At 73.2% G+C, this 22,401-nt stretch carries 21 protein-coding genes; 13 read left to right on the top strand and 8 right to left on the bottom strand.

The genetic code is table 11. From position 1 onward, the window contains the following. Positions 1-20: 20 nt before the first annotated feature. The 3 genes from GA0070618_RS13665 (at position 21) to GA0070618_RS13675 (ending at position 4,512) form a co-directional block, all read left to right on the top strand. A complete protein-coding gene (locus GA0070618_RS13665; RefSeq protein ID WP_088981976.1) occupies positions 21-1,034 on the top strand; it encodes a coiled-coil domain-containing protein in 1,014 nt (337 codons plus the stop codon). A 36-nt stretch (positions 1,035-1,070) separates the two neighbouring features. Continuing rightward, positions 1,071-2,624 carry a fused MFS/spermidine synthase gene (locus tag GA0070618_RS13670; RefSeq protein WP_088981977.1) on the top strand — a complete coding sequence of 518 codons (1,554 nt, stop codon included), beginning with the start codon at positions 1,071-1,073 and terminating at the stop codon, positions 2,622-2,624. 106 nt (positions 2,625-2,730) lie between these two features. Continuing rightward, the gene (locus GA0070618_RS13675; RefSeq protein ID WP_143740579.1) at positions 2,731-4,512 is read left to right on the top strand and encodes a serine/threonine-protein kinase; all 1,782 of its coding nucleotides are present in this window, start codon (positions 2,731-2,733) and stop codon (positions 4,510-4,512) included. Positions 4,513-4,554: 42 nt separating this feature from the next. Here GA0070618_RS13675 and GA0070618_RS13680 read toward each other — a convergent pair whose 3' ends face one another. Both GA0070618_RS13680 and GA0070618_RS13685 read right to left on the bottom strand, forming a co-directional pair. Then, positions 4,555-5,232 (bottom strand): potassium channel family protein, encoded by a 678-nt coding sequence (locus tag GA0070618_RS13680; RefSeq protein ID WP_088981978.1) that lies wholly within the window; start codon positions 5,230-5,232, stop codon positions 4,555-4,557. After that, positions 5,222-6,604, bottom strand: coding sequence for a TrkH family potassium uptake protein (locus tag GA0070618_RS13685; protein WP_088981979.1), 1,383 nt, complete (start codon positions 6,602-6,604; stop codon positions 5,222-5,224). Before GA0070618_RS13685 ends, GA0070618_RS13680 begins: the two co-directional genes overlap by 11 nt. Before the next feature lie 119 nt (positions 6,605-6,723). Between GA0070618_RS13685 and GA0070618_RS13690 the strand changes: the two genes are divergently transcribed. Continuing rightward, positions 6,724-7,845, top strand: coding sequence for a glycerophosphodiester phosphodiesterase (locus GA0070618_RS13690; protein WP_088981980.1), 1,122 nt, complete (start codon positions 6,724-6,726; stop codon positions 7,843-7,845). Between the two features lie 96 nt (positions 7,846-7,941). On the opposite strand, the gene GA0070618_RS13695 is transcribed toward GA0070618_RS13690, so the two are convergent. The 4 genes from GA0070618_RS13695 to GA0070618_RS13710 all read right to left on the bottom strand — a co-directional run bounded on the left by GA0070618_RS13695 (position 7,942) and on the right by GA0070618_RS13710 (position 11,169). Beyond that, positions 7,942-8,469, bottom strand: a complete 528-nt coding sequence (locus GA0070618_RS13695) for a SigE family RNA polymerase sigma factor (protein WP_088981981.1) — start codon at positions 8,467-8,469, stop codon at positions 7,942-7,944. After that, positions 8,469-9,581 carry a hypothetical protein gene (locus GA0070618_RS13700; protein ID WP_088981982.1) on the bottom strand — a complete coding sequence of 371 codons (1,113 nt, stop codon included), beginning with the start codon at positions 9,579-9,581 and terminating at the stop codon, positions 8,469-8,471. Before GA0070618_RS13700 ends, GA0070618_RS13695 begins: the two co-directional genes overlap by 1 nt. 663 nt (positions 9,582-10,244) lie before the next feature. Continuing rightward, positions 10,245-10,928 (bottom strand): GNAT family N-acetyltransferase, encoded by a 684-nt coding sequence (locus GA0070618_RS13705; RefSeq protein ID WP_088981983.1) that lies wholly within the window; start codon positions 10,926-10,928, stop codon positions 10,245-10,247. A 13-nt stretch (positions 10,929-10,941) separates the two neighbouring features. Beyond that, positions 10,942-11,169 carry a GntR family transcriptional regulator gene (locus GA0070618_RS13710; RefSeq protein WP_088985507.1) on the bottom strand — a complete coding sequence of 76 codons (228 nt, stop codon included), beginning with the start codon at positions 11,167-11,169 and terminating at the stop codon, positions 10,942-10,944. A 297-nt stretch (positions 11,170-11,466) separates the two neighbouring features. Here GA0070618_RS13710 and GA0070618_RS13715 point away from each other — a divergent pair, with 297 nt between their 5' ends. The 9 genes from GA0070618_RS13715 (at position 11,467) to GA0070618_RS13755 (ending at position 20,525) form a co-directional block, all read left to right on the top strand. After that, the gene (locus tag GA0070618_RS13715) at positions 11,467-11,841 is read left to right on the top strand and encodes a DivIVA domain-containing protein (RefSeq protein ID WP_088981984.1); all 375 of its coding nucleotides are present in this window, start codon (positions 11,467-11,469) and stop codon (positions 11,839-11,841) included. A gap of 68 nt (positions 11,842-11,909) precedes the next feature. Continuing rightward, positions 11,910-12,170 (top strand): hypothetical protein, encoded by a 261-nt coding sequence (locus GA0070618_RS13720; RefSeq protein ID WP_088985508.1) that lies wholly within the window; start codon positions 11,910-11,912, stop codon positions 12,168-12,170. A 201-nt stretch (positions 12,171-12,371) separates the two neighbouring features. After that, positions 12,372-13,577 (top strand): substrate-binding domain-containing protein, encoded by a 1,206-nt coding sequence (locus GA0070618_RS13725; protein WP_088981985.1) that lies wholly within the window; start codon positions 12,372-12,374, stop codon positions 13,575-13,577. Positions 13,578-13,584: 7 nt separating this feature from the next. Then, a complete protein-coding gene (locus GA0070618_RS13730) occupies positions 13,585-14,328 on the top strand; it encodes an ABC transporter ATP-binding protein (protein WP_088981986.1) in 744 nt (247 codons plus the stop codon). After that, the gene (locus GA0070618_RS13735) at positions 14,325-15,086 is read left to right on the top strand and encodes an ABC transporter ATP-binding protein (RefSeq protein ID WP_088981987.1); all 762 of its coding nucleotides are present in this window, start codon (positions 14,325-14,327) and stop codon (positions 15,084-15,086) included. The genes GA0070618_RS13730 and GA0070618_RS13735 overlap by 4 nt, the downstream gene beginning before the upstream one ends. Next, a complete protein-coding gene (locus GA0070618_RS13740; RefSeq protein WP_088981988.1) occupies positions 15,083-15,973 on the top strand; it encodes a branched-chain amino acid ABC transporter permease in 891 nt (296 codons plus the stop codon). Before GA0070618_RS13735 ends, GA0070618_RS13740 begins: the two co-directional genes overlap by 4 nt. Further along, positions 15,970-17,094 carry a branched-chain amino acid ABC transporter permease gene (locus GA0070618_RS13745; RefSeq protein WP_088981989.1) on the top strand — a complete coding sequence of 375 codons (1,125 nt, stop codon included), beginning with the start codon at positions 15,970-15,972 and terminating at the stop codon, positions 17,092-17,094. The genes GA0070618_RS13740 and GA0070618_RS13745 overlap by 4 nt, the downstream gene beginning before the upstream one ends. A 131-nt stretch (positions 17,095-17,225) precedes the next feature. Continuing rightward, the gene (locus GA0070618_RS13750) at positions 17,226-19,451 is read left to right on the top strand and encodes a RecQ family ATP-dependent DNA helicase (protein ID WP_088981990.1); all 2,226 of its coding nucleotides are present in this window, start codon (positions 17,226-17,228) and stop codon (positions 19,449-19,451) included. 171 nt (positions 19,452-19,622) lie between these two features. Beyond that, positions 19,623-20,525, top strand: coding sequence for a hypothetical protein (locus GA0070618_RS13755; RefSeq protein WP_088985509.1), 903 nt, complete (start codon positions 19,623-19,625; stop codon positions 20,523-20,525). Between the two features lie 61 nt (positions 20,526-20,586). Here GA0070618_RS13755 and GA0070618_RS13760 read toward each other — a convergent pair whose 3' ends face one another. Together GA0070618_RS13760 and GA0070618_RS13765 are read right to left on the bottom strand one after the other, a co-directional pair. Next, on the bottom strand, positions 20,587-21,003 hold the full coding sequence (locus GA0070618_RS13760) for a helix-turn-helix domain-containing protein (protein WP_088981991.1): 417 nt from the start codon (positions 21,001-21,003) through the stop codon (positions 20,587-20,589). 166 nt (positions 21,004-21,169) lie between these two features. Then, complete coding sequence (locus tag GA0070618_RS13765) at positions 21,170-22,318, bottom strand: class I SAM-dependent methyltransferase (protein WP_088981992.1); 1,149 nt, start codon at positions 22,316-22,318, stop codon at positions 21,170-21,172. Positions 22,319-22,401: the final 83 nt, after the last annotated feature.

Below are 22,401 nucleotides of genomic sequence, written 5' to 3' on the forward strand. Positions count from 1 at the left end.
GACGAGAGGACATCGCTTTCGTGCGCAGGACGGCTCTCCACCGGTGTCGCGGCCTCCGGCCGCTGGTCGCACTGCTCGCCGTGGTGGCGCTCGTGCTCGGCGGGGCCGCCCCCGCGCACGCCGAGCCGGCCGAGGGCGGCACCAAGGCGCTTCGGGACGCCTTGGAGGCCAGTGCCAAGGGCCACATCGAGGCCACCGCCAAGCTGGAGAACTCCAAGAAGCGGCAGGAGCAGCTCACCACCGAGCTGAAGAACATCGAGACCCGACTGGTCGGACTGACCGCCCAGGTGACCAAGGTGGCCGTCCAGTCGTACAAGCAGGGGCGGCTGACCGCCACCGGGCTGCTGTTGCAGAGCAGCGCGCCGGAGACGTTCCTCCAGCGGGCCGCCGAACTGGACGTGATGGCCCAGCGGGACGCCCAGCGACTGCGGGCGCTCGCCGACGAACGCGGCCGTGCCGACCGGGCCAAGCTGGCCATCGACGCCGAGGTCCGCGAGCAGATCAAGCAGGTCAACCAGTTGGCCAAGAAGAAGCGGGAGGCCGAACGGGCGCTCGCCGCGGTCAGCTCCGGCCCCAGTAGCGGCTTCGGCAGCGGTGGGTCCGCCACCGCCCGGCCGGCGCCGCGCAATCCGGATGGTTCCTGGCCGTCGGAGTCCTGCTCGGTGAACGACCCGACCACCTCGGGCTGCATCACCGCGCGCACCCTCAACGCCCTCCAGCAGGCCCAGGCGGCCGGCTACCGGCGACACGTCTCCTGCTTCCGCAGCGGCGGGTCGGGCGAACACCCCAAGGGGCGGGCGTGCGACTTCTCCGCCGCCACCAACGGCTTCAAGGACGAGACGGCCACCGGCGGCGACAAGGACTACGGTGACCGGCTCGCCGCCTGGTACGTCCGCAACGCCAGCCGCCTCGGCGTGCTCTACGTGATCTGGTACCGGCAGATCTGGCATCCGGGCACCGGCTGGCAGGCGTACGGCGGCCGGGGCAGCCCCGCTGCCGACCACACGAACCACGTTCATCTCTCCATGTACTGACCGTCCCTACCAGGAACGCTGCGTACCATCGCAGCGGTGAGCTCCCCGAAGTCCCCCGTCGACGTCGACGTCACCCCGTCCGCGCCGGCCCCGGTTCGGGCGCTGCCCACCGGTCTCGCCGCGTTCCTGGTCTTTTTCTCCAGCGGGGCCGTGCTGGTCTTGGAGACCGTGGCCCTGCGTCTGGTCGGCCCGTACGTCGGGGTCACCCTCCAGGTCACCAGTTCAGTGATCGGGATCGCGCTGGCCGCCATCGCGTACGGGGCGTGGACCGGCGGCTGGCTCGCCGACCGGCGGGACCCGCGCCCCCTGCTCGCCCCGGCGCTGGTGCTGGCCGGCATCGCCACCGCGGTCACCCTGCCCGTGGTCCGGTACGCCGGTGAGGTGCTGCGCGGCAGTGCGGCGAGCGCGATCCTGCTGCTCGTCGCGGCGGCCGTCTTCGTGCCGGCGGCACTGCTGTCGGCGGTCACCCCGCTGGTGGTGAAACTCCAGCTCGCCGACCTGCGCCGAACCGGGCAGGTGGTCGGTCGGCTCTCCGGCATCGGCACCCTCGGCGGCATCACCGCCACCCTCGCCACCGGATTCGTCCTGGTGGCGGCCCTGCCCAGCTCGGTCATCATGCTGGGGCTGGCGGTGGCGCTCGGGGTGAGCGGGATAGCCCTCGGGGTCTACCTGTACCGGCAGGACCGCACCGGGCTGCCCGGTCCGGCCCGCGCCCGCGCCGCCTTGGCGGTGCTCGGGCTGGCCGGAGCGGGCCTGGCCGCCGTCGCGCCGGACCCGTGCGACATGGAAACCGCATACCACTGCGCGTCAGTGGAGGTGGACGGCAGCCGGCCGACCGGCCGGACGCTGCTGCTGAACTCCGCCCAGCACTCGTACGTCGACCTGGCCGACCCGACGTACCTGAAGTTCGAGTACACCCAGTGGATCGGGGCGGTCGCCGACGTGGCGGCCCCGGCCGGGCAGCGGATGGACGCGCTGCACGTCGGCGGTGGCGGCTTCACCATGCCCCGCTACCTCGCCGCCACCCGCCCCGGCAGCGACAACCTGGTCTTCGAGATCGACGGGGGACTGGTCGACCTCGGCCGGTCGGACCTGGGCCTGCGCACCGGACCGGACATGCGGGCCGAGGTCGGCGACGCCCGGATGCTGGTCGCCGGGGAGCCCGCCGCCAGTCGGGACCTCGTGGTGGGAGACGCCTTCGGACACCTGGTGGTGCCGTGGCACCTGGCGACCCGGGAGATGGCCGCCGAGATCCGCCGGGTGCTCCGTCCCGGCGGGATCTACGTGCAGAACGTCATCGACTACCCGCCGCTGCGGTTCATCCGTGCCGAGGTGGCCACCGTGGCCGCCGAGTTCCGGCACGTGGCCCTGGTCGCCCCGCCGGCCGCGCTGCGCGGCGAGTACGGGTCCAACTTCCTCATCGTCGCCTCGGACCAGCCACTGCCGCTGGCCGCCACCGAGGAACGGCTCGCCACGCTCGACGAGCCGACCCGGCTGCTGTCCGGTGCCGACCTGACCGCGTTCGTCGATGACGCGCTGGTGCTGACTGACGACTACGCCCCGGTCGACCAGCTTCTCGCCACCGCCTGAACACGGCGTCCCGGCGGGGCCTCCGCACCGCCCGATCGGTGGCGATGCTGACCGATTTTGTCGTGGTCGGTGTAACTATCCGGTCGGTCGGGCAACACCTGTTGCCATGGGCGATGGGGTCGGCAAGGGCGCGCAACTTCTCGGTGACCGGTACCGGCTGATCGAACAGGTCGGTGCGGGCGGCATGTCCGTGGTCTGGCGTGGATACGACGAGGTGCTCGGCCGTCAGGTGGCGGTCAAGGTGCTCGCCTCGCGGCTGGCCAGTGACCGGGCCTTCCGGCACCGGATCCGCGCCGAGGCGCAGGCCGCCGCCCGACTGCTCCACCCGCACATCACCAACGTCTACGACTACGGCGAGTCGGAGCAGGTCGGGCTGACCGTCCCGTACGTGGTCATGGAGCTGGTCGACGGTCCGCCGCTGACCGCCCGGCTCGGCCGGGACCGGCAACTGCCCTGGCGGGAGGCGGTGACCATCGCCGCCGAGACGTCCGCCGCCCTCTCCGCCGCACACGCCCGGGGCGTGGTGCACCGGGACGTCACCCCGGGGAACGTGATGCTCACCCCGACCGGCGTGAAGGTCGTCGACTTCGGCATCTCCGCCCTGGTCGGGGAGAGCGAGAAGGGGCCGGACGGCGCGCTGCTCGGCACCCCGGCGTACGTCGCTCCGGAACGGCTCGACGGTGGCTCGGTCTCCCCGGCCACCGACGTGTACGCGGTCGGGCTGCTGCTCTACCGGATGCTGACCGGGCGGCTCCCCTGGCAGGCGAGCACCACCACCCAGATGCTCCGCGCCCACGTGCAGGCCGACCCCGCGCCGATGCCAGCGGTGCCCGGCCTGCCCGGGGACGTGGTCGAGCTGGTGGACCGCTGCCTGGCAAAGCGCCCCGAGGACCGACCGACCAGCGTCGAGTTGGCCCGTACCCTCGCCGAGGCGGCCGGGGTGGCCGCCGCCCTGCCGGTGTCGCCGGCCGGCCCGTCGGACGCGGCGCTGCTGGCCGCCGCGAACACCACGATCCTGCCCTGGTCGGCGGCGACCGACGCGCTGCCGCTGTCGGTCAGCCGGTCGCGGCGCGCGAAGGGCCGGCGACGGCGGCAGGCGCAGGCGGGCGCGGTGGCGGCCGGCCTGCTCGCGGTGACCGGCGTGGTGTGGGGGATGAGCGCGCAACAGCCGGCCAGCGGCGACCAGGTGAGCCCGGACGAGGCCCGGATGGGGCTGGACCGGCCGGCGCCCTGCACGGTCGACTACGCGTTGCGCCGCGACGACGGTCGCACGTTCACCGCCGACGTGACCCTGACCAACACCGGTAAGACGGAGCTGCGGGACTGGACGATGCGCTTCACCCTGCCGGGCGACCAGACGGTCAGCGGCCCGAACCCGGCGATGGTCCGGCAGCAGGGGCGGACGGTCGAGGTCCTCCCGGCCGCCGGGCAGGCCGCGCTGGCGCCCGGTGCCGCCGAGAAGATCGCCCTGACCGGCCGGTACGCCGGGTCGAACCCGCTGCCGGTCCGGTTCGAACTCGGTACCGAGACCTGCGAGGTCCGGGTCGCCGGGGTGGCCGGCAGCTCGCCCACGCCCATCCCGACGGTCGCCTCGGGCGGTGGCGCGACGCGGACCGGCGGCTCCACGACCACGTCCGGCACGAACACCCGCACGAGGGACTCGGACGACGACGGGAACGACAAGGGCAAGAGCAAAGGCAAGGACAAGGACAAGGACGGTGAGGGAAAAAAAGACGAAAGCCCGGAGCCCACGCCCCCGGTGACGGAACCGGCCCCGGATCCGGAGCCAACTCCGGACGTGACCCCAAGTCCCGATGACACCGGCGGGAACGACGGCGACGACGGGGACGATGGGGGCGACGACGGCGAGGACCCGGCCGAGGGGTGAGGTCCGTCCCTCGCCGGTGACCACGCGCTCCCGCGACGGGTCTCAGGTCAGCCCGGCGAACCGTTGCACCTGGTCGATGCCGCCTTCCACGATCAGCAGGGAGCCCTCGGGGAGCACCGTCTCCGCCACGGCGTACTCGTACGGTCTGCCGGGCAGCTTCGCCCCGACCACCATGACGCCGTAGCGGGCGGCCGGCGCCACCTCGGCCAGCGTGCGGCCGACCAGGGGCGGTGGCACCCGGACCTTGGCGATGGCGAAGTCGTCGCCGAACCCGATGAAGTCGAGCATGTTGCTGACGATCAGATGGGCGACCCGCTCCCCGGTCTCCGCCTCCGGGAAGACCACGTGCTGCGCGCCGATCGCGGAGAGGATCCGGGCGTGCTTCCGGGAGGTGGCGCGGGCCCAGATCGCCGACTCGCCGACCTCGATGAGCGCGAGGACGGTAAGGATGCTCGCCTCCACCGCCGCGCCGATACACACCACCACCCGCTTGAAGTCGGCGACGCCGAGTTGGCGTAGCGCCGTCTCGTCGGTCGCGTCGGCCTGCACCACCCGGTCCAGCCGGGACGACCACCGCTGCACCGTCTGGAGATCCCGGTCGATGGCGAGCACCTCGTGGCCGAGCCGGGTGAGGGTCACGGCCAGGTAGGTGCCGAACCGGCCCAGCCCGATCACCACGACGCCGTGGCTGTCTCCGCCGGGGTTACGTCTAGCCGACAATGGGTTGCTCCTCCGGGTACCGGTACAGCCGTCTTCGGGTGTTCAACGCGATCGCCGACCCGAGGGTGAGGGTGCCGACCCGCCCGATGTACATGAGGGCGATCAGGATGAGCTGTCCGGCGGGTGGGAGGGTGGGCGCTACGCCGGTGGAGAGCCCGGTGGTGCTGAACGCCGAGGTCACCTCGAACAGGGCCCGGTCGTAGCTCAGCCGCTCGGTCAGCAGGATCAGCGCCACCGTGCCGGCCACCACCAGCGCCACGCTGAGCAGGGCCACGGTGAGCGCCTGACGTTGGCTCGCCGTGGCCGCCCGACGCCGTCCGACGGTGACGTCCGGCTCGCCCCGCACCTCGGCCCAGATGGCGAAGGCGAGCAGGAAGAAGGTGGCGACCTTGATGCCCCCGGCGGTGCTGGCGCTGCCGCCGCCGATGAACATCAGGGCGATCAGCAGGGGATAGCTCGCCTCGTCCAACCCGGTGATGTCCAGCGTGTTGAACCCGCCGGTGCGGACGAACGCGTCCTGGGTGAAGGCGGCCAACGCCTTGCCCTCCCAGCCGAGGGAGCCGAGCGTGCGGGGGTTGCTCCATTCGGCGGCCAGCAGGACGGCGAAGGCGACCGCGAGCAGCACCAGGCTGCCCCAGACGGTCAGCTTGGTGCCGATCGTCCAGCGGCCCGGTCGTCGCCAGCTCCGGGTGGCCTCGAAGAGCGCGGGGAAGCCGAGCCCGCCGATGATCGAGCCGAACGCCAGTGGCAGGGTGACCCACCCGTCGTGCGCGAAGCCGGTCAGGTTGTCCCGGTAGAGGGAGAAGCCGCCGTTGTTGAACGCCTGGACCGCGTGGAAGAAGCCGTACCAGAGGGCCCGGCCCGGCGAATAATCGTAGGCGAGGACGAAGCGCAGGGCCAGGACCGTGGTCATCACGGCCTCGCAGACCAGCATGGTGAGGCCGATCCTGAGCAGCAACCGGCGTACGTCACCGATGCCGAACTCGGCCGTCTCCGCCTGCACCAGCAACCGGTTGCGCAGCCCCAGCTGACGGGCCACCAGCAGGATGACCAGGGTGCCACCGGTGAGGATGCCCAGACCGCCGACCTGCGTCAGGACGGTGATCATCACCAGTCCGACCGGGGTCCAGTAGTCCGGCGTGTCCACCACGACCATCCCGGTGACCGAAACCGCCGAGGTCGCGGTGAACAGGGCGGTGAGGAAGGGGGTGATCCGGTGCTCCTCGGTCGCCGGGGGCAGCATCAGCAGACCCGTGCCGAGCAGGATCGCCACCAGGAAACCGAGGGGCACGATCCGCACGGGGTGACGGAGAAGCCGGCGCACCAGCCAATCTTCGTGCCGGAGCACGGCACCGGGTGCGGAAACGGGCATCCTCCGCAGACGCGAGGACAACCATTCCGACATTCACCTGCCGGTCAGTCGGAGACCATCTTCCGGTCGCCGGCCGCCGCTTGGCTGATCGCGATTCCTCTCGATGACAGGAGACGGCGTTGCGACGTACCCTTTCCGCCCTCGGTGTGGCCGGCGCGCTGCTCACGGTCGCGGTGGCCGTGCCCACCGCCACGGCCGTCGGGGCCGAAGCGCAGGCCCGCCCGGACCGGTCGCGGGCCACCGACCGGCCGGTCGTGATCGCCCACCGTGGGGCGAGCGGCTACCGGCCCGAGCACACCCTGGAGGCGTACCGGCTGGCGATCCGGATGGGCGCGGACTACATCGAGCCCGACCTCGTCCCGACGAAGGACGGCGTGCTGGTCGCCCGGCACGAGAACGAGATCTCCGGGACGACCGACGTGTCCGCCCGACCCGAGTTCGCCGCCCGGAAGACCACGAAGACCATCGACGGGGTCGCGGTGACCGGCTGGTTCACCGAGGACTTCACCCTCGCCGAACTGAAGACGCTGCGCGCCAAGGAACGGCTGCCGCAGGTCCGGGTCACCAACACCGCGTACGACGGCCGGTTCGAGGTGCCCACCCTCCAGGAGGTCGTCGACGTGGCCCGGGAGGAGGGGCGGAAGCGCGGCCGGGTGATCGGCATCGCCCCGGAGACCAAGCACCCCACCTACTTCGCCTCCATCGGGCTGCCCCTGGAGGAGCCGCTGGTCGAGGTGCTCCGGGCCAACAAGCTGACCAAGCCCAGCTCGTCGGTGGTCATCCAGTCCTTCGAGACGGCCAACCTGCGCAAGCTGGACAAGATGATCGACGTCAAGCTGGCGCAGCTCCTCGACGCGTCCGGCCGCCCGTACGACTTCAGGGTCGCCGGTGACCCGCGCACCTACGCCGACCTGGCCACGCCGGCGGGCCTGCGCTGGATCGCCGGGTACGCCGACATCGTCGGCGCGCAGAAGAACCTGATCGTGCCCCGGGACGCCGCCGGCAGGCTGCTCGCGCCGACCACCATCGTCCGGGACGCGCACCGGGAGAAGCTGGACGTGCACGCCTGGACGTTCCGCGCGGAGAACCAGTTCCTCGCCGTCGACCACCGGATCGGCACCGACCCGAACGCCCGGGGCGACATCACCGCCGAGTACGAGCTGTTCTTCCGGCTGGGCCTGGACGGCGTCTTCGCCGACCACCCGGACACGGCCGTCGCCGCGCGCGCCGGCCTCTCCTGACCCGCCCGATCCGTCTTTCCTCCTGCTGGCCCGCCACCCGACCGCCCGGGTGGCGGGCCAGCCCCCGTTGACAGGAGGGCCGTGCCGGCTGACCCGTCAGTCCACCCGGGCGGGTTCGAACAGTTCGGCCAGGGGCCCGTCGAGCCGTCGCAGGCTGGCTATCGCCCGGCTGGCCCGGCTCTTCACCGTTCCCGTCGAGCAGCCCAACAGCTCGGCGATCTCCTGTTCGCGCATCTCCGCCCAGTACCGCAGGACCAGCACCACGCGCTGCCGGGCGGGGAGCGCACGGAGCGCGGCGAGCACCAGGCGGGCGGTGTCCCGCGGCTCGTACGGGTCTTCGGCCAGCCGGTCCGGCAGTTCCCCGGTGGGAATCTCCCACCGCCACAGCCGCCGTCCGGCCCGCCAGGCCGCCCGCACCATCACCCGCCGGGTGTACGCCTCGGCGTCGCCGTCCGGGTGGAGCCGGTGCCAGGCCCGGTACGTCTTGACCAGCGCCTCCTGTGCCAGGTCCTCGCCGTGCCCGTGGTCGCCGGTGAGCAGCGTGCCGTGCCGCACCAGCGGGACGTACCGGGCGTTGACGAACTCGGCGAACCCCGGCGGCCCGGCGGTGGTGGCGGGGGCCATCAGCGCCCCGCCGGGGCGAGCAGGGCGCGGATCTCGGCGAGGAAACCCTCGGGCAGCCAGACCCGGCCACCCATCGAGGAGGTGGCGAAAGCGCAGTCGTCGGTACTGCTGATCGCCACCACCGCCTGCGGCGATCCGGAGGGGTACATCAGCGTGAGCGCGGCCATGTCCCGGGCGGCCGGCTTCCAGGCCGGGGTCAGAGGCTCCCCCGAGGAGCAGGTCAGCTCGTCCTCGTCGACCGTCCGGTCCAGGTCACGTAGCCGGTCCAGCACCATCGCGACGGCGGTCGCGTCGCTGGAGTCGATCCGGTCGTGTCCCCGTTGGCCGAGCTGGGCGGCGGGTGCGGCCTCCGGCAGCACCAGGCGGCCGGGCTTCTCCGTGGCGCTGTGGATCGACGCTGCGAACGGGTTCAACTCCGCTGGCGTCATCTCGACCGTGAGCCCCGCGCCCGACCAGGGCATCTCCACATTGAAAGCGGCCCAGCGGCCACGTCCGAACGCCGCGAAGCCGTCGACGTCATTGTCGGCGAACCAGGCGGGCTGCCCGCCGGGCAGGACCACCTCGGTCAGACCCGAGCTGAAGGTCTGGGGCGGTAGGTTCGGTGGGTCGTACGGGGGATGCCAGCGGCGGACCACGACCATCGGTTGCGCGTCGCAGTCGCCGCCCGGACCGACGTTGACGTCGACCAGGATCGACCGGGCGGGCACCTCGCAGTAGGTCAGCGGCCGGCTGACGTCCCGGTTCACCCGCCAGCCGGGCGGCGCCGGCACGACCAGCCCGTTGACCCGTATCGCCTCGTCGTCTCCGAGCTCAACCAGGAACGGACGGGGCGTGCCCTTGCGGCCGCTGCCGTCGGGCAGTGGGTCAGGGGTGCGGCGGCCGGTGGGGCTGGCAGCCGGGCCGATCCCGGACGCGTCACCGGTCGGCCAGCCGGTGGCGACCAGTCCGCCGCCGACGAGCAGCGCGACCGTCACGACGCCGGCCAGTCCGGTCGTGACCTGGCGTCGGCGCGCGGCGGCACCGCGTCTCAGCACCTCCGGTACCGGGTCGGCGCTGGTCGGGTGGGTGTCGGCGACCGCCGAATCCAGCAGTGCCCTGATCCGCTCCGTCATCGACGTCCTCCTCGTGTGGACGCGCCACCCCGTGTGGTGGCTCCATCCACCCAAAGGCACCGGAGGTCGGAGACGGTTCCACGAGCGGACGTCCGACGCCGCCAGCAGGCCCGACGTTTCCCCGCCACTGCGCCACCGTCCCCGAGCGCCGCTGGTGGCCGCCATCTCGTCCACCACCGGCGGTCGGCACCCATGGTGCTGCCGACGCTGTAGAGCTGCCCCGTCTGTGCGCCCACGCCGGAGTGCCGAGGGCGGGGCGTCGGGGGCGGCGGGGTGGTTCCGCCGACCGTGGCCGGCGTGGGCCCTCTCGGCAGCGGAGGATCTCCCCGCCGCCCGCCGCCCGCCGCCCGCCGCCCGCCGCCGCCCGCGCCCGCCTGCCGGTCGGTCCCCGTCCGCCGTCCGGTCCGCCGCCCCGTCCGCCGCCGGCCGTCCGCCGGCCCCAGCCCTCCGCCGCCCGCGCCCGCCCGCCGGTCGGTCCCTGCCCGCCGGTCGGTCCCCGCCGGTCGGTCCCCGCCGGTCGGCCCGCGCCGGTCGGCCCCCGGCCGGCCGATTGGCGGTGCCGCGCGGTGGGCTCGATGGCGTCCGGCGTCGTGAATCTTGGACACTTACCGTCGAATGCGGACGGTAAGTGTCCAAGATCTGGAGGCTGACATGGGGTGAGGGTCAGTTCTCGGGTAGGAAGGCCGCCGCCACGGTCGAGTGCGTCGTCCAGCCGAGCGATTCGTAGAGGCTGCGCCCGTCGTCGGTGGCGACCAGGATTCCGGTCCGTAGTCCGTGTTGCGCGCCATGGTCGGCCAGGGCCCGCATGACGACCGTCCCCAGCCTGCGCCGTCGGTGCGCGGGCGTGGTCTCCACCTGGTCCACGACGCCGTACGACCCGGCGGGGGCCAGCCGCCCGGAGGCCGCCGGGCTTCCGGTGGAGTCCACCACCGTCGCGACGACCGCCCCGCCGGTCGTGTCGATCCGCACCGCGTACGGCGCGGGCGGGGTCACCACGCCTTCACCGAACGGGGCGCTCATCAGGTGGTTGACCGGGGCCATCGTCCAGTGCGGGGGCAGCGCGCCGCGCAGTTCGGCGGAGCTTCCCATGGCCTTGATCCAGGTGCCGGGGGCGGTCAGGCGTCGGCCGAGGTCGTCCAGTACCGCCGCGTCGTGGCGGTGCAGCACGTAACGCACCCGGTGGCCCGGCCGCCCCACCTCGACCCGGAAGCCCCCGGGTACGGCTGTCGGAGCGGGTGTGCTCCGGCAGCGGGCCCAGCCCCGGCCCCAGGCCACCACCAGCTCCGGCAGGGTTGGATCGCCGCCAGGCGTGGGAACGCGCGCGGCCGGGGTGGGACCGTCGGTCACCGGCGTGCTCTGGTCACTGCGTCCGTTCGGCGACGTAGGTGCCACGCCCCGGCTGTCCGGTGATCAGCTCCCGGTCGTGCAGGAGCGAAAGCGCGCGCGAGGCCGTGTTCATGTGGACGCGATACGCCTCGGCCAGCTCGCGGGTGGAGGGGAGCTTGTCGCCGGGCTTCAACTCGCCGCTCTTGATCTTCGCGGCGATGTCGTTGGCGATCTGGCGGTATGGGGCTTGTGCTGTGGGCATGGTGAGGACTCCGGTTGGTTCGGCATCACCGATCATGCCGGACCTGCACCAGTAGCTGCAATAAGCGGTCGTGTCGTTACTCTACGGGGTCGACCTACACAAACATTTTGTGTAAGTTGCTGGGTGTCCGGCTCCGGTTGGTTCGGCAAACCCTCGGAGGTGGGCATTCGAGTGGGCTCCGGGGTCGTACCGCCGATGAGGGCTGCGGTCGCGGGGCCGGCGGCCCGGTCCGTGTCTCCCCTTGCTGTGGACCGGGCCGCCTTCCAGCGACGACGGGTGACGGAGGGATGTCCGCACATGGGAATCCTGGAGAGACTGTTCCGGCCGGCGGGCCGACCACGCCATGGCCAGGCCCGCCATGACCAACAGGCCCGCCATGACCAGGCCCGGCACGGGCGGCCGGAGCAGCACCGGCGGCGGTCGCCGAACGAGGGGTGGTACCGCTCGGCGACCTGTCGGTCGCTGACCGCCGGGCAGGTCCGCGACCGGCAGTTCCGCAGCGTGCGTCGAGGCGGCCTCGACCCGCTGGAGGTGTACGCGTTCCTGCACCGGGTCGCCGGTGAGCTGGCCGCCGCCCGGCGTGAGCTGACCTACACCACCGAGGAGAACGTCCGGATCAAGCGGGCGCTGCGGAGCTGGCAGTCCCGGTTCGCACCGAGGACGCACCGGTGAGTGAGGACGCACCGGTGAATGAGGGCGTGCCGGTGAATGAGGGCGTGCCGGTGAGCGGGGGCGTGCCGGTGTACCGGGACCGCGAGCGCTTCGTGGTGCACCTGCCGGTGGTCGCCACCGACCTGGCCGGGGCGTTGCGCTTCGCCCGGTCGATCACCCGGGCGGTGAGCTTCCTGGCCGACGTGGACCGGGGCGAGACGACGGTCTCCGCCGAGGACGCGCAGGGCGTACGGCACCGGGTCTTCTGCGACCGGTTGTTCGCGCGCGGCCGGCGCTGTCCACGGCCGGCCGGACACGACGGCGACTGTGGGGCCGAGCGACACCGGTAGGTGGCGGGCGTCGACACGATGGTCAGTGTCCCGGTGGCGGTGTCGGCCATCGACCGGAAACACCGGGGTGCCCAATTGTCCCGGTCGGCCACCTGGTCGGCGTTACTTGTGTGTTGCCGCCACATAGCCCGTGGGTGACGTCACTCCTAGCGTGAGCCGACAACGGATTTCCCTTCCTCCGAGTCCTCACGTGGAGTCGCAATGACGGTCCGGACGACGCGGCGCGCGGTCCTCGCCGCCGCCACCATGATGGCTGCGGCGGTCGCCGCGACCGCCTGTGGCAGCCCGCAGGAGACCGCCTCCGGTGGCGGTGACGACGCCGCCCCGGTCAAGGTCGGCCTGGTGTACTCCCAGTCGGGAGCCCTGGCCAGCTACGGCAAGCAGTACATCGAGGGGTTCCGGGCGGGCCTCGACTTCGCCACCGACGGCACGGGCAAGGTCGACGGCCGGACCATCGAGGTCACCGAGGTCGACGACGCCGGTGACCCGGCCAAGGCGGTGTCGGCAGCGAAGGACCTGATCGGCAAGGGGCACAAGATCCTCGCCGGGTCCACCGCCTCCGGGGTGGCGTTGCAGGTCGCCCCGATTGCCGCGCAGAACAAGGTGCTCTTCATCTCCGGCCCGGCCGCCACCGACGCGGTGACCGGTGCGAACCGCTACACGTTCCGGTCCGGCCGGCAGTCGTACCAGGACGTGGTGACCGCCAAGTCGTTCATCGGCGACCCGGCCGGCAAGAAGGTCGTGGTGTTCGCCCAGGACGGCGCGTTCGGCGACGCCAACGAGGCCGCCGTCAAGGCCGTCATCGGCGGCGCCGGGGCGACCGTGAGCAGCGTCCGGGCCCCGGCCAGCGCGACCGACTTCACCCCGTTCGCCAGCCAGATCACCGCCGCCAAGCCGGACCTGCTCTTCGTCGCCTGGGCCGGCACCACCGCCCCGGCGATGTGGCAGACCCTCGACCAGCAGGGCGTGCTGACCTCCACCACGGTCGTCACCGGGCTCGACATCCGTGCCTCCTGGGCGACCTTCGGCGCGGCCGGCACCAAGATCTCGTTCCTGTCGCACTACTTCGACGGGGCCAGCGACACCGAGGCCGCCAAGGCGCTCAAGGCCAAGGTCACCGGCGGGACGCTCGACCTGTTCCACCCGGACGGCTTCGCCGCCGCCCAGATGGTGGTCCGCGCGGTCGCCGAGGGCGGCGACGACGTGGAGAAGATGGTCACCGCGCTCGAAGGCTGGAGCTTCGACGGGGTCAAGGGCAAGATGACCATCCGCAAGGAGGACCACGCCCTGCTCCAGCCGATGTACCAGGCCAGCCTCACCGGCAGCGGCACCGCGTTCACCGCGAGCGCCCAGAAGAGCCTCACCGGCGACGAGTCCGCGCCGCCGGTCGTGGCGATGAAGGGCTGATCCGACGATGCTCGCCACCCGCGGTCTGACCTGGCGGATCGGTGAGGTCGCCATCGTCGACGACGTGCACCTCGACCTGACGGCCGGAGAGTTCCTCGGCGTGATCGGGCCGAACGGTGCCGGCAAGACCTCACTGTTCAACCTGATCACCGGCCTGCGTCGCCCCACCACCGGAACGGTCCTGCTGGACGGGAGGGACATCAGCGCCCTCCCGCCGCACCGGCGGGCCCGGCTCGGGCTGGGGCGCACCTTCCAGGCGTCCTCGGTCTTCGGCTCGCTCAGCGTGCGGGAGAACGTGCGGCTCGCCGTCCAGGCGCACCGCGGGGGTTCGATGAAGCTGTGGCGGCGGGCGGCGGCCGACCGGGAGGTGGTCGCCGCCGCCGACGCGGCGCTCGACCGGGTCGGCCTCGCCCACCGGGGTACGGCGCTCGCCGGCACCCTCGCCCACGGCGAGAAGCGCAAGCTGGAGATCGCCCTGCTGCTCGCCGGAGAACCCCGGGTGATGCTGCTGGACGAGCCGATGGCCGGGGTCAGCGCCGAGGACGTCCCCGAACTGGTCAGCGTGATCAAGTCGCTGACCGGGGAGAGCGGCCGGGCGGTGCTCATGGTCGAGCACCACATGGACGTGATCCTGGAGCTGGCCGACCGGATCGCCGTGATGCACCACGGCGCGCTGCTCGCCTGCGACACCCCGGAGACGGTGATGGCCAACCCCACCGTCCAGGAGGCATACCTGGGGGAGGCCCTGTGACCGCCATCCTCACCGTCGAGGACCTGTCGGTCCGGATCGCCGGGCTGCACATCCTCCAGGGGGTGTCCTTCACGGTCGCCCCGACCGGGGTCACCGTGCTGCTCGGGCGCAACGGCGTCGGCAAGACCACCACGTTGCGTGCCGTCGTCGGGCTCACCCCGGCCGGCGGCGAGGTGACCGGCCGGGTCCGGATGGGCGAGCGCAGCCTGCTCGACCGGCCCACCCACCGGCTGGTCCGGGACGGCCTCGGCTACGTACCCGAGGACCGCTGCGTCTTCGCCGGCCTCACCGTCGCCGAGAACCTGCGGCTCGCCGAGCGGCGCGGCAGCACCCCGGCGTACGACCGGGTGTTCGCGCTCTTCCCGGAGCTGGACCGGCGCGGACGCCAGCGGGCCGGCTCGCTCTCCGGCGGCCAGCAGCAGATGCTCGCCATCGGCCGGGTGCTGCTCAACGACAACAAGCTGCTCCTGGTCGACGAGCCGACCAAGGGGCTCGCCCCGAAGGTGGTGACCGAGGTGGCCGAGGTGCTGGAACGCGTCGCCGAGACGGTGCCGGTGCTGCTCGTCGAGCAGAACCTCGCCGTGGTGCGCCGGCTCGCCACCGACGCGGTGGTGATCGACGCCGGGCGGGTCGCCTGGAGCGGCAGCGCCCGGGACCTGCTCGCCGAGGCGGAGCTGACGAAGTCGCTGCTCGGCGTCGGATCGGCGGAGGCGCACTCCCCGGGCCCCGCAGTGGCGAGGAAGGACCAGCTCGCATGAGCACCGTCGTGCTGCTCACCCTGACCGGCCTCGGACTGGCCGCGCTCTACTTCCTGGTCGCCTCCGGGCTCTCCCTGGTGTTCGGCCTGGCCGACGTGCTCAACTTCGCGCACGGGCTCTTCCTCGGCGTGGGGGCGTACGCGACCTGGTGGGCGTCGGGGAACCTGCCCGGCGCCGGCCCGGACGGCCTCGGCTTCGTGGTGGCCGCTGCCTTCGGCGTGCTCACCGGCGCGCTGGTCGCGGTGCTGGTGGAGTTGGTGCTGATCCGGCCGCTCTACTCCCGCACCATCGCGCAGGTCCTGGTCACCGTCGGGCTCTCGCTCGCCGGGGTGGCCCTGCTCCAGGCGGTCTGGGGCGCCGACCCGCGTCCGTTCCCGCGACCGGAGTGGACCCGCCAGGTGACCTCGGTGTTCGGGGCGAAGGTGCCGAACGCCGGGCTGCTGCTGATCGTCGCCGCCGGGCTGGTGCTCGCCGCGCTGCTGGCCTTCCTCCGCTTCACCCGGTACGGCCTGGTGATCCGGGCCGGGGTGGAGAACCGGGAGATGGTCACCGCGCTCGGCATCGACGTGCGGAAGGCGTTCACCCTGGTCTTCGCGATCGGCGGGGCGGCTGCCGCGCTGGCCGGCGCGCTGGGCGGGGTCTACTTCGGCTCGGTCTCGCCCGGTCAGGGCGGCTCGCTGCTGATCTTCGCGTTCATCGTGGTGGTGATCGGCGGGATGGGCTCGGTGGTCGGCTCCGCGTACGCGGCCGTCGCGGTCGGGCTGCTGCAACAGTTCGTGAACTACTACGGCACCTCCGGCCTCGGCGACATCTGCGTCGTCGCGCTGCTGGCCGTGGTGCTGCTGCTCCGTCCGCAGGGCATCGCCGGAAAGGTGGCCACCGCATGACGAACTCCGTGGTCGACGGCGCGGTGGAGCCGCCGAAGGCGGCCGTCCCGGCCGAGCCTAGGCCGTCGGGGTGGCAGCGGCTGCGGCCGTTCCTGCCGCTGGTGGCGTTGGCGGTCGCCGCGATCCTGCCGTACTCGACGGTGCACCTGCCGGGCATCTTCGAGGGGCCGCTGAACTCGCCCGGCACCCTGCAACTGCTCGCCGTCTGCCTGGTCTTCGGCGGGCTCGCCGCCGGCTACGACCTGCTGTTCGGGCGGACCGGGATGCTCTCCTTCGGGCACGCGCTCTACTTCGCCGCCGGGGTGTACGGCACCGACATCCTGGTCACCAAGGCCGGGCTGCCGCTGTGGCAGGCGGCGCTGCTCGCCCTGACCGGCGGGACGACCCTCGCCGCGCTGCTCGGCGCGGTCGCCCTGCGGACCGTGGGTATCGCCTTCGCCATGGTCACCCTGGCGTTCGCCCAGGTCGGGGCGATCCTGGTGGCCCGGGACTTCGGCGGGCTGACCGGCGGTGAGGAGGGGCTTCCGCTGGACGTCTCCGGGCTGCCGGCGGCGCTGGTCGGCGTGACGAACACGGTGAACCTGTACTGGCTGGCGTTGGCGTACCTGGCGGTGGTCGTGCTGGTGGTGCACCGGGTCAGCGCGTCGCCGACCGGACGGGTGCTCGCCGGGCTGCGCGACGACGAGCGGCGGATCGGGGTGCTCGGGCTGGACCCGTACCGCTTCAAGCTGGTCGCGTTCACCCTGTCGGGTGGGCTGGCGACGGCCGGCGGAGCGGTCTACTGCCTGATCATCGGCGGCGCCTCGCCGCACATCACCTCCAGTGAGCTGACGCTCTCCCTGCTGGTCATGGTGGTGCTCGGCGGGCCGGGCACCCGCTGGGGCCCGGTGCTCGGCGGCATCCTCTACATGTACCTCGACCACCGGCTGACCGCCTTCGGGGCGTCCGAGGCGGTGGACGCGCTGCCCGGCTGGCTCAGCGCCCCGCTCTCGCAGCCGCTGTTCGTGCTCGGCACGGTGTTCATCCTGGCGGTCTACTTCTTCCCCGGCGGCCTCGCCACCCTGGCCACCCGGCTGGGCCCGCTCCGCACCGCCCTCACCCGCCCCCGCCGGACCCCCTGACCGCACCTGCTCGCCGACTCCGCCGGACTCCCTGACCGCACCTGCTCGCCGCCCCCGCCGCCCCCGCCGCCCCCACCGGCCGGCGGGGTCGGCCGGTGGGGGACGGCGGGCCGGACTGGTAGAAAGGGCGGATGGGGGATCGGGCGGCGGTACGGGAGCGGGCCGAGGCGGTGCTGCGGCGCCTGGCCGGTGAGCACGCCCGACTGCGCGAGGACCAGTGGCGGGCGATCGAGGCGCTGGTCGTCGACCGGCGTCGGGTGCTCTGCGTCCAGCGCACCGGGTGGGGCAAGTCGGCCGTCTACTTCGTGGCCACCGCCCTGCTGCGCGGGCGGGACGCCGACACCGCCCCGACCGCCGACACCGCCCCGACCGCCGACACCGCCCCGACCGCCGACACCGCCCCGACCGGCGACGTCGGCCCGACGGTGATCGTGTCGCCGTTGCTGGCGTTGATGCGCAACCAGGTGGAGGCGGCGGCCCGGGCCGGTATCCGGGCCCGCACCATCAACTCGGCGAACCTCGACGAGTGGGACGGGATCACCGCCGAGATCCACGCCGGCACGGTCGACGTCCTGCTGATCAGTCCCGAACGCCTCAACAACCCGGACTTCCGGGACACTGTCCTGCCCCGGCTGGCCGCCACGACCGGGCTGCTCGTGGTCGACGAGGCGCACTGCGTCTCCGACTGGGGGCACGACTTCCGTCCCGACTACCGCCGGCTGCGTACCTTCCTGACGAACCTGCCGACCGGCACGCCGGTGCTCGCCACCACGGCCACCGCCAACGCCCGGGTCACCGCCGACGTCGCCGATCAGCTCGACACCACCGCTGGTGCCCCGGGCACCGACCGGGCGGACGTGCTGGTGCTGCGCGGCAGCCTGGACCGGGAGTCGCTGCGGCTGGCCGTACTCGACCTGCCCAGCCCGGCGCACCGGCTCGGCTGGCTCGCCGACCACCTGGACCGCCTCCCCGGCTCGGGGATTGTCTACACGCTGACCGTGGCCGCGGCGGGGGAGACCGCCGAGTTCCTCCGCTCGCGGGGTTACCCGGTCGCGGCGTACACCGGGCAGGCCGACGACTCCGACCGGCGTGCCGCCGAACAGGACCTTCTCGACAACAAGATCAAGGCGCTGGTGGCGACGTCCGCGCTCGGCATGGGCTTCGACAAGCCCGACCTCGGCTTCGTCGTGCACCTCGGCGCGCCGCCCTCGCCGATCGCGTACTACCAGCAGGTCGGCCGGGCCGGGCGGGCCGTCGAACACGCCGAGGTGCTGCTGTTGCCGGGTGCCGAGGACGCGGCGATCTGGCGGTACTTCGCCTCGCTCGCCTTCCCGCCCGAGGAGCAGGTCCGCGCCGTGCTGGCCGCCCTGCGCACCGACCGGCCGCTCTCCACCCAGGCCCTCGAACCCGTCGTCGACCTGCGCCGGGCCCGGCTGGAGATGATGCTCAAGGTGCTCGACGTCGACGGCGCGGTCCGCCGGGTCCGGGGCGGCTGGCTCGCCACCGGCGAACCCTGGACCTACGACGAGGCCCGGTTGCGCCGCGTCGCCCAGGCCCGCACCGCCGAGCAGCAGGCCATGCGCGAGTACGCCACCACGCCCGACTGCCGGATGCGTTACCTGCGCGAGTGCCTGGACGACGACGCGGCCACCGCCTGCGGCCGGTGCGACCGGTGCGCCGGGCCGCTGTTCGACGCCACGGTGTCCGGTCCGGCGCTCACCGCCGCGCAGGCGTTCCTCGGCCGCCCCGGGGTGGAGCTGGCCCCGAAGAAGCTCTGGCCCACCGGCCTGGACGCGGTGGGCGTACCGCTGAAGGGGCGCATCGCCCCGACGGAGCAGGCACTGCCCGGACGCGCGGTCGGGCGTCTCTCCGACCTCGGGTGGGGTGGGCGGCTGCGCGCGCTGGTGGGCCCGGACGCCGCCGACGCGCCGGTGCCGGACGACGTCGTCGCCGCCGTGGTCGAGGTGCTCAAGGAGTGGTCGCACGGGGACGACCCGTGGCCGCGGCGTCCGGCGGGCGTCGTGGCGGTCGGCTCCCGACGGCGTCCCCGGCTGGTCGGCTCGCTCGCCGAGCGGATCGCCGAGATCGGCCGGCTGCCCCTGCTCGGCCAGGTCGCGCCGACCGGTGCCGCCGGCGCGGACGGTCCGCGCGGCAACAGCGCCCAGCGGGTACGCGCGTTGCACGACGCCTTCGCCGTGCCGGACGACCTGGCCGGCACGCTCGCCGGGCTGACCGGCCCGGTACTGTTGGTCGACGACCTGGTCGACTCCGGCTGGACGCTGACCCTGGTGGCGCGGTTGCTGCGCCGCCACGGCGCGCCCGACGTCCTGCCCCTGGCCCTGGCCGTCGCCGGCTGAGAGGCGGGTGGCCCGCCGGGGCCGTGGCGGGCATCGTCCACCGGGGCCGTGGCAGGTGGGCGCGTCCCGGGTCGGGCCGGAAAAGTTCCCGGCCGGGGCGGAATGCGACCGTTACCACGCCGTCGCCGTGGTCGACCGGTGACCAGCCGTTCCGACGGTACCGTGAACCGCATGAACGACCAGTTCCCCGTCAGCACCCTCCGGCTGGCGCTGGTGGTGGCCGGGCTGGTCCTCGCGTTGATCGCCGGCTTCGGCATCGGGCGGCTCAACCCCCACCCGTCGGCGGTGGCGGGAGCGTCCACCACCACGGCCGGTGCCGACCACAGCCATCCGGCGGGCACCCCGGCCCACGAGCACCTCGACGGCGGTACGGAGGTCGGCGGCCTGGCCGTCACCTCGGCGGGTTACACCCTCGCCCCGCTGGGCGTGACGTTCACCGCCGGCCGGGCCGGCGAGTTCCGCTTCCAGATCCAGGAGGCCGGGCAGCGACCGGTGACCCGGTTCGCGATCGTGCACGACAAGCCGATGCACCTGATCGTGGTGCGCCGGGACCTCACCGGCTTCCAGCACCTGCACCCGACGATGGGCGCCGACGGCACCTGGTCGGTCCCGCTGACGCTGCCCGAGCCGGGGATCTGGCGGGCGTACACCGACTTCTCCACGGTGACCGCCGACAACGTGCAGACGCCGGTGACCCTCGGGGTGGACCTGGTCGTCCCCGGCGCGTACACCCCCCGGGACCTGCCCCCGCCGGCCCGGACCGCGACCGTCGACCGGTTCACCGTCGACTTCCAGGGTGACCCCCGCATCGGCGTGAACGCGCCGATGGCGTTCCGGGTGCGCGTCGGTGACAGCACGCCCACGCTGGAGCGCTACCTCGGCGCGTACGGGCACCTGGTGGTGCTCCGCGAGGGCGACCTCGGCTACCTGCACGTGCATCCGGAGACGGAACTGGCCGGGAACGCGGTGATGTTCCGGCTCACCGTGCCCGGCCCCGGTCGCTACCGGTTCTACCTCGACTTCCAGGTGGCCGGTGAGGTGCACACCGCCGAGTACACGGTGACGATCCCCTGACGACCCCTGCGCCGATCGTGGGCTCAGCTTGCGCGGCGGGGCTCAGCTTGCGCGGCGGGGCTCAGCCCGCGCGGCGGGCGGGCCGGTGGGCGAGGTACCGCAGCAGGTCCCGGATCTGCTGCTTCTCGTCGGTGGGGACGGTGGGGTCGGCGAGCCGGTCGAGGATCACCCGGACGTCCGCCTCGACCGGGGCGTCGTCGACCCGCCGCCGGGCCGCCGGAGCGCCGTCGGGCAGGCCAAGCGCCCGGAACGCCGCGGTGACCGGCACGTCCAGGGCGGCACAGAAGCCTCGGACCTTGGCCAACTCGGGATAGTCCTGCCAGTCGCCGGCCAGCCAACGGAAGATCGTGGACCGGCCGACCCCGGTGTGGGTGGCCAGATCGGTGACGGTCCACCCGCGCTCCTGACGGGCGTCGTCGATGGCCCGCCGGACGAAGCGCGCGAAGGCCATCTGTGGCGAAACCTCTGCGGAGCCCATGAGCGGGTGTCCCTTTCCGGCCGGTCGCACCGGACGGTGCGTCTTCGAGCGTAGTACCCCCAGCAGGTCAGGGGGTCGCCCGATCGCCTGGCTAGTCACCCCTGATCCGGTACACCGGCGGCAATCATTGCTGCTGGGCAACCAACTCGGCGGTGCGGACGGCGGGCTACGCGCCGCCGTCGAGGAGGGTCTCCAGGCGGGGAGTGATCTGCCACTGTCCCACCAGGGCGCGGTACTCGGCGTCCTGCTCGCCGGTGCTGGCGCCGGTGCCGCGTCGGGCGCGGATCAGCAGGTTCCGGGGGGTGTGGCGGGAGTCGACGAACTCCACCACCTCGGCCCGGTAGCCGTGCGACCGGAGCAGCCCGGCCCGGAGCGCGTCGGTCAGCACGTCGGCGAAGCGTTCCCGCAGGATGCCCTGCCGGGTGAGCAGCTCGTACGGGGCCGGGGCGGGTCGGGCCCGCAGCTGCGCGGCGAGGTCGTGGTGGCAGCACGGGGCGGCGAGCACCCAACGGGCCCCCCAGCGGACCGCCCGGGCCAGCGCCTCGTCGGTGGCCGTGTCACAGGCGTGCAACGCCAGCACCAGGTCGGGGGTCGGGTCGACCTCCGCGTCGAGGATGGTGCCGGCGACGAACCGGACCCGGTCGGCCCAGCCGAGGCGCTCGGCGAGGGCGCTGTTGCGTTGCCGCTGGTCCTCCCGGACGTCCACGCCGACGAGTTCCACGTCGAGGCCGCGCCGGGTCAGGTAGCGGTACGCGGCGAAGGTCAGGTACGCGTTGCCGCAGCCCAGGTCGACCACGCGCAGGGGACCGGTCAGCTCGTCGGGCAGGGTGGCGGCGAGGGCGCGGAGGAAGGCGTCCACCTGTCGGCGTTTGGCCGCCGACCCGCCGATCTCGGCGAAGATCGGGTCACCCGGGTCGAGCAGGTACTCCTTCTCCCGGTCGTGACCGTCGGACGCGGCGGCGGGACGGCTGGCGGCGGCCCGGTGCACCTGCGCCTCGCCGGACTTGGTCACCCGGAGCTGGACGGTCGCGTCGGTGGTCTCCACGTGCCAGTTGCCGAACGGCTCGGCCAGCAGCGCGTCGACGGCCTCGTCCGCCTCCTGCCCGGGGGCAACGTTGCGGGTGCGCGGGCGGTTCCCGTCGGAGGTGGAGATCTGGAGCCGGGGGCCGGCCTTGAGGGTGACCGGCCGGAGTTCGGCGCGCACCACCGAGGGGCGCTGCCCACGGCGTCGTCCGGCGGCGACCGCCCTGGTCAGGGCGGGACCGAGCAGCAGGGACCGCAGGTCGGTGAGGGCGTCGTCCAGTGGTACGGGCATCGCTCCATCATCCATATCGACGTGGGCCGGAAGCGAACGTCCCCCGTACCGGCGGACCGGTGCGGGGGACGTCGGGCGTGCGG

The sequence above is a fragment of the Micromonospora echinospora genome, from assembly GCF_900091495.1.
Classification (GTDB): domain Bacteria; phylum Actinomycetota; class Actinomycetes; order Mycobacteriales; family Micromonosporaceae; genus Micromonospora; species Micromonospora echinospora.

Bases quoted from the DNA above. Each gene is read 5' to 3' on its own strand.
- GA0070618_RS13730 (WP_088981986.1), top strand. From the start codon at position 13,585: ATGCTCGCCACCCGCGGTCTGACCTGGCGGATCGGTGAGGTCGCCATC.
- GA0070618_RS13685 (WP_088981979.1), bottom strand. From the start codon at position 6,604: ATGCCCGTTTCCGCACCCGGTGCCGTGCTCCGGCACGAAGATTGGCTG.
- GA0070618_RS13675 (WP_143740579.1), top strand. From the start codon at position 2,731: ATGGGCGATGGGGTCGGCAAGGGCGCGCAACTTCTCGGTGACCGGTAC.
- GA0070618_RS13715 (WP_088981984.1), top strand. From the start codon at position 11,467: ATGGGAATCCTGGAGAGACTGTTCCGGCCGGCGGGCCGACCACGCCAT.
- GA0070618_RS13695 (WP_088981981.1), bottom strand. From the start codon at position 8,469: ATGGCCCCCGCCACCACCGCCGGGCCGCCGGGGTTCGCCGAGTTCGTC.
- GA0070618_RS13725 (WP_088981985.1), top strand. From the start codon at position 12,372: ATGACGGTCCGGACGACGCGGCGCGCGGTCCTCGCCGCCGCCACCATG.
- GA0070618_RS13740 (WP_088981988.1), top strand. From the start codon at position 15,083: ATGAGCACCGTCGTGCTGCTCACCCTGACCGGCCTCGGACTGGCCGCG.
- GA0070618_RS13760 (WP_088981991.1), bottom strand. From the start codon at position 21,003: ATGGGCTCCGCAGAGGTTTCGCCACAGATGGCCTTCGCGCGCTTCGTC.
- GA0070618_RS13750 (WP_088981990.1), top strand. From the start codon at position 17,226: ATGGGGGATCGGGCGGCGGTACGGGAGCGGGCCGAGGCGGTGCTGCGG.
- GA0070618_RS13710 (WP_088985507.1), bottom strand. From the start codon at position 11,169: ATGCCCACAGCACAAGCCCCATACCGCCAGATCGCCAACGACATCGCC.
- GA0070618_RS13765 (WP_088981992.1), bottom strand. From the start codon at position 22,318: ATGCCCGTACCACTGGACGACGCCCTCACCGACCTGCGGTCCCTGCTG.
- GA0070618_RS13755 (WP_088985509.1), top strand. From the start codon at position 19,623: ATGAACGACCAGTTCCCCGTCAGCACCCTCCGGCTGGCGCTGGTGGTG.
- GA0070618_RS13700 (WP_088981982.1), bottom strand. From the start codon at position 9,581: ATGACGGAGCGGATCAGGGCACTGCTGGATTCGGCGGTCGCCGACACC.
- GA0070618_RS13745 (WP_088981989.1), top strand. From the start codon at position 15,970: ATGACGAACTCCGTGGTCGACGGCGCGGTGGAGCCGCCGAAGGCGGCC.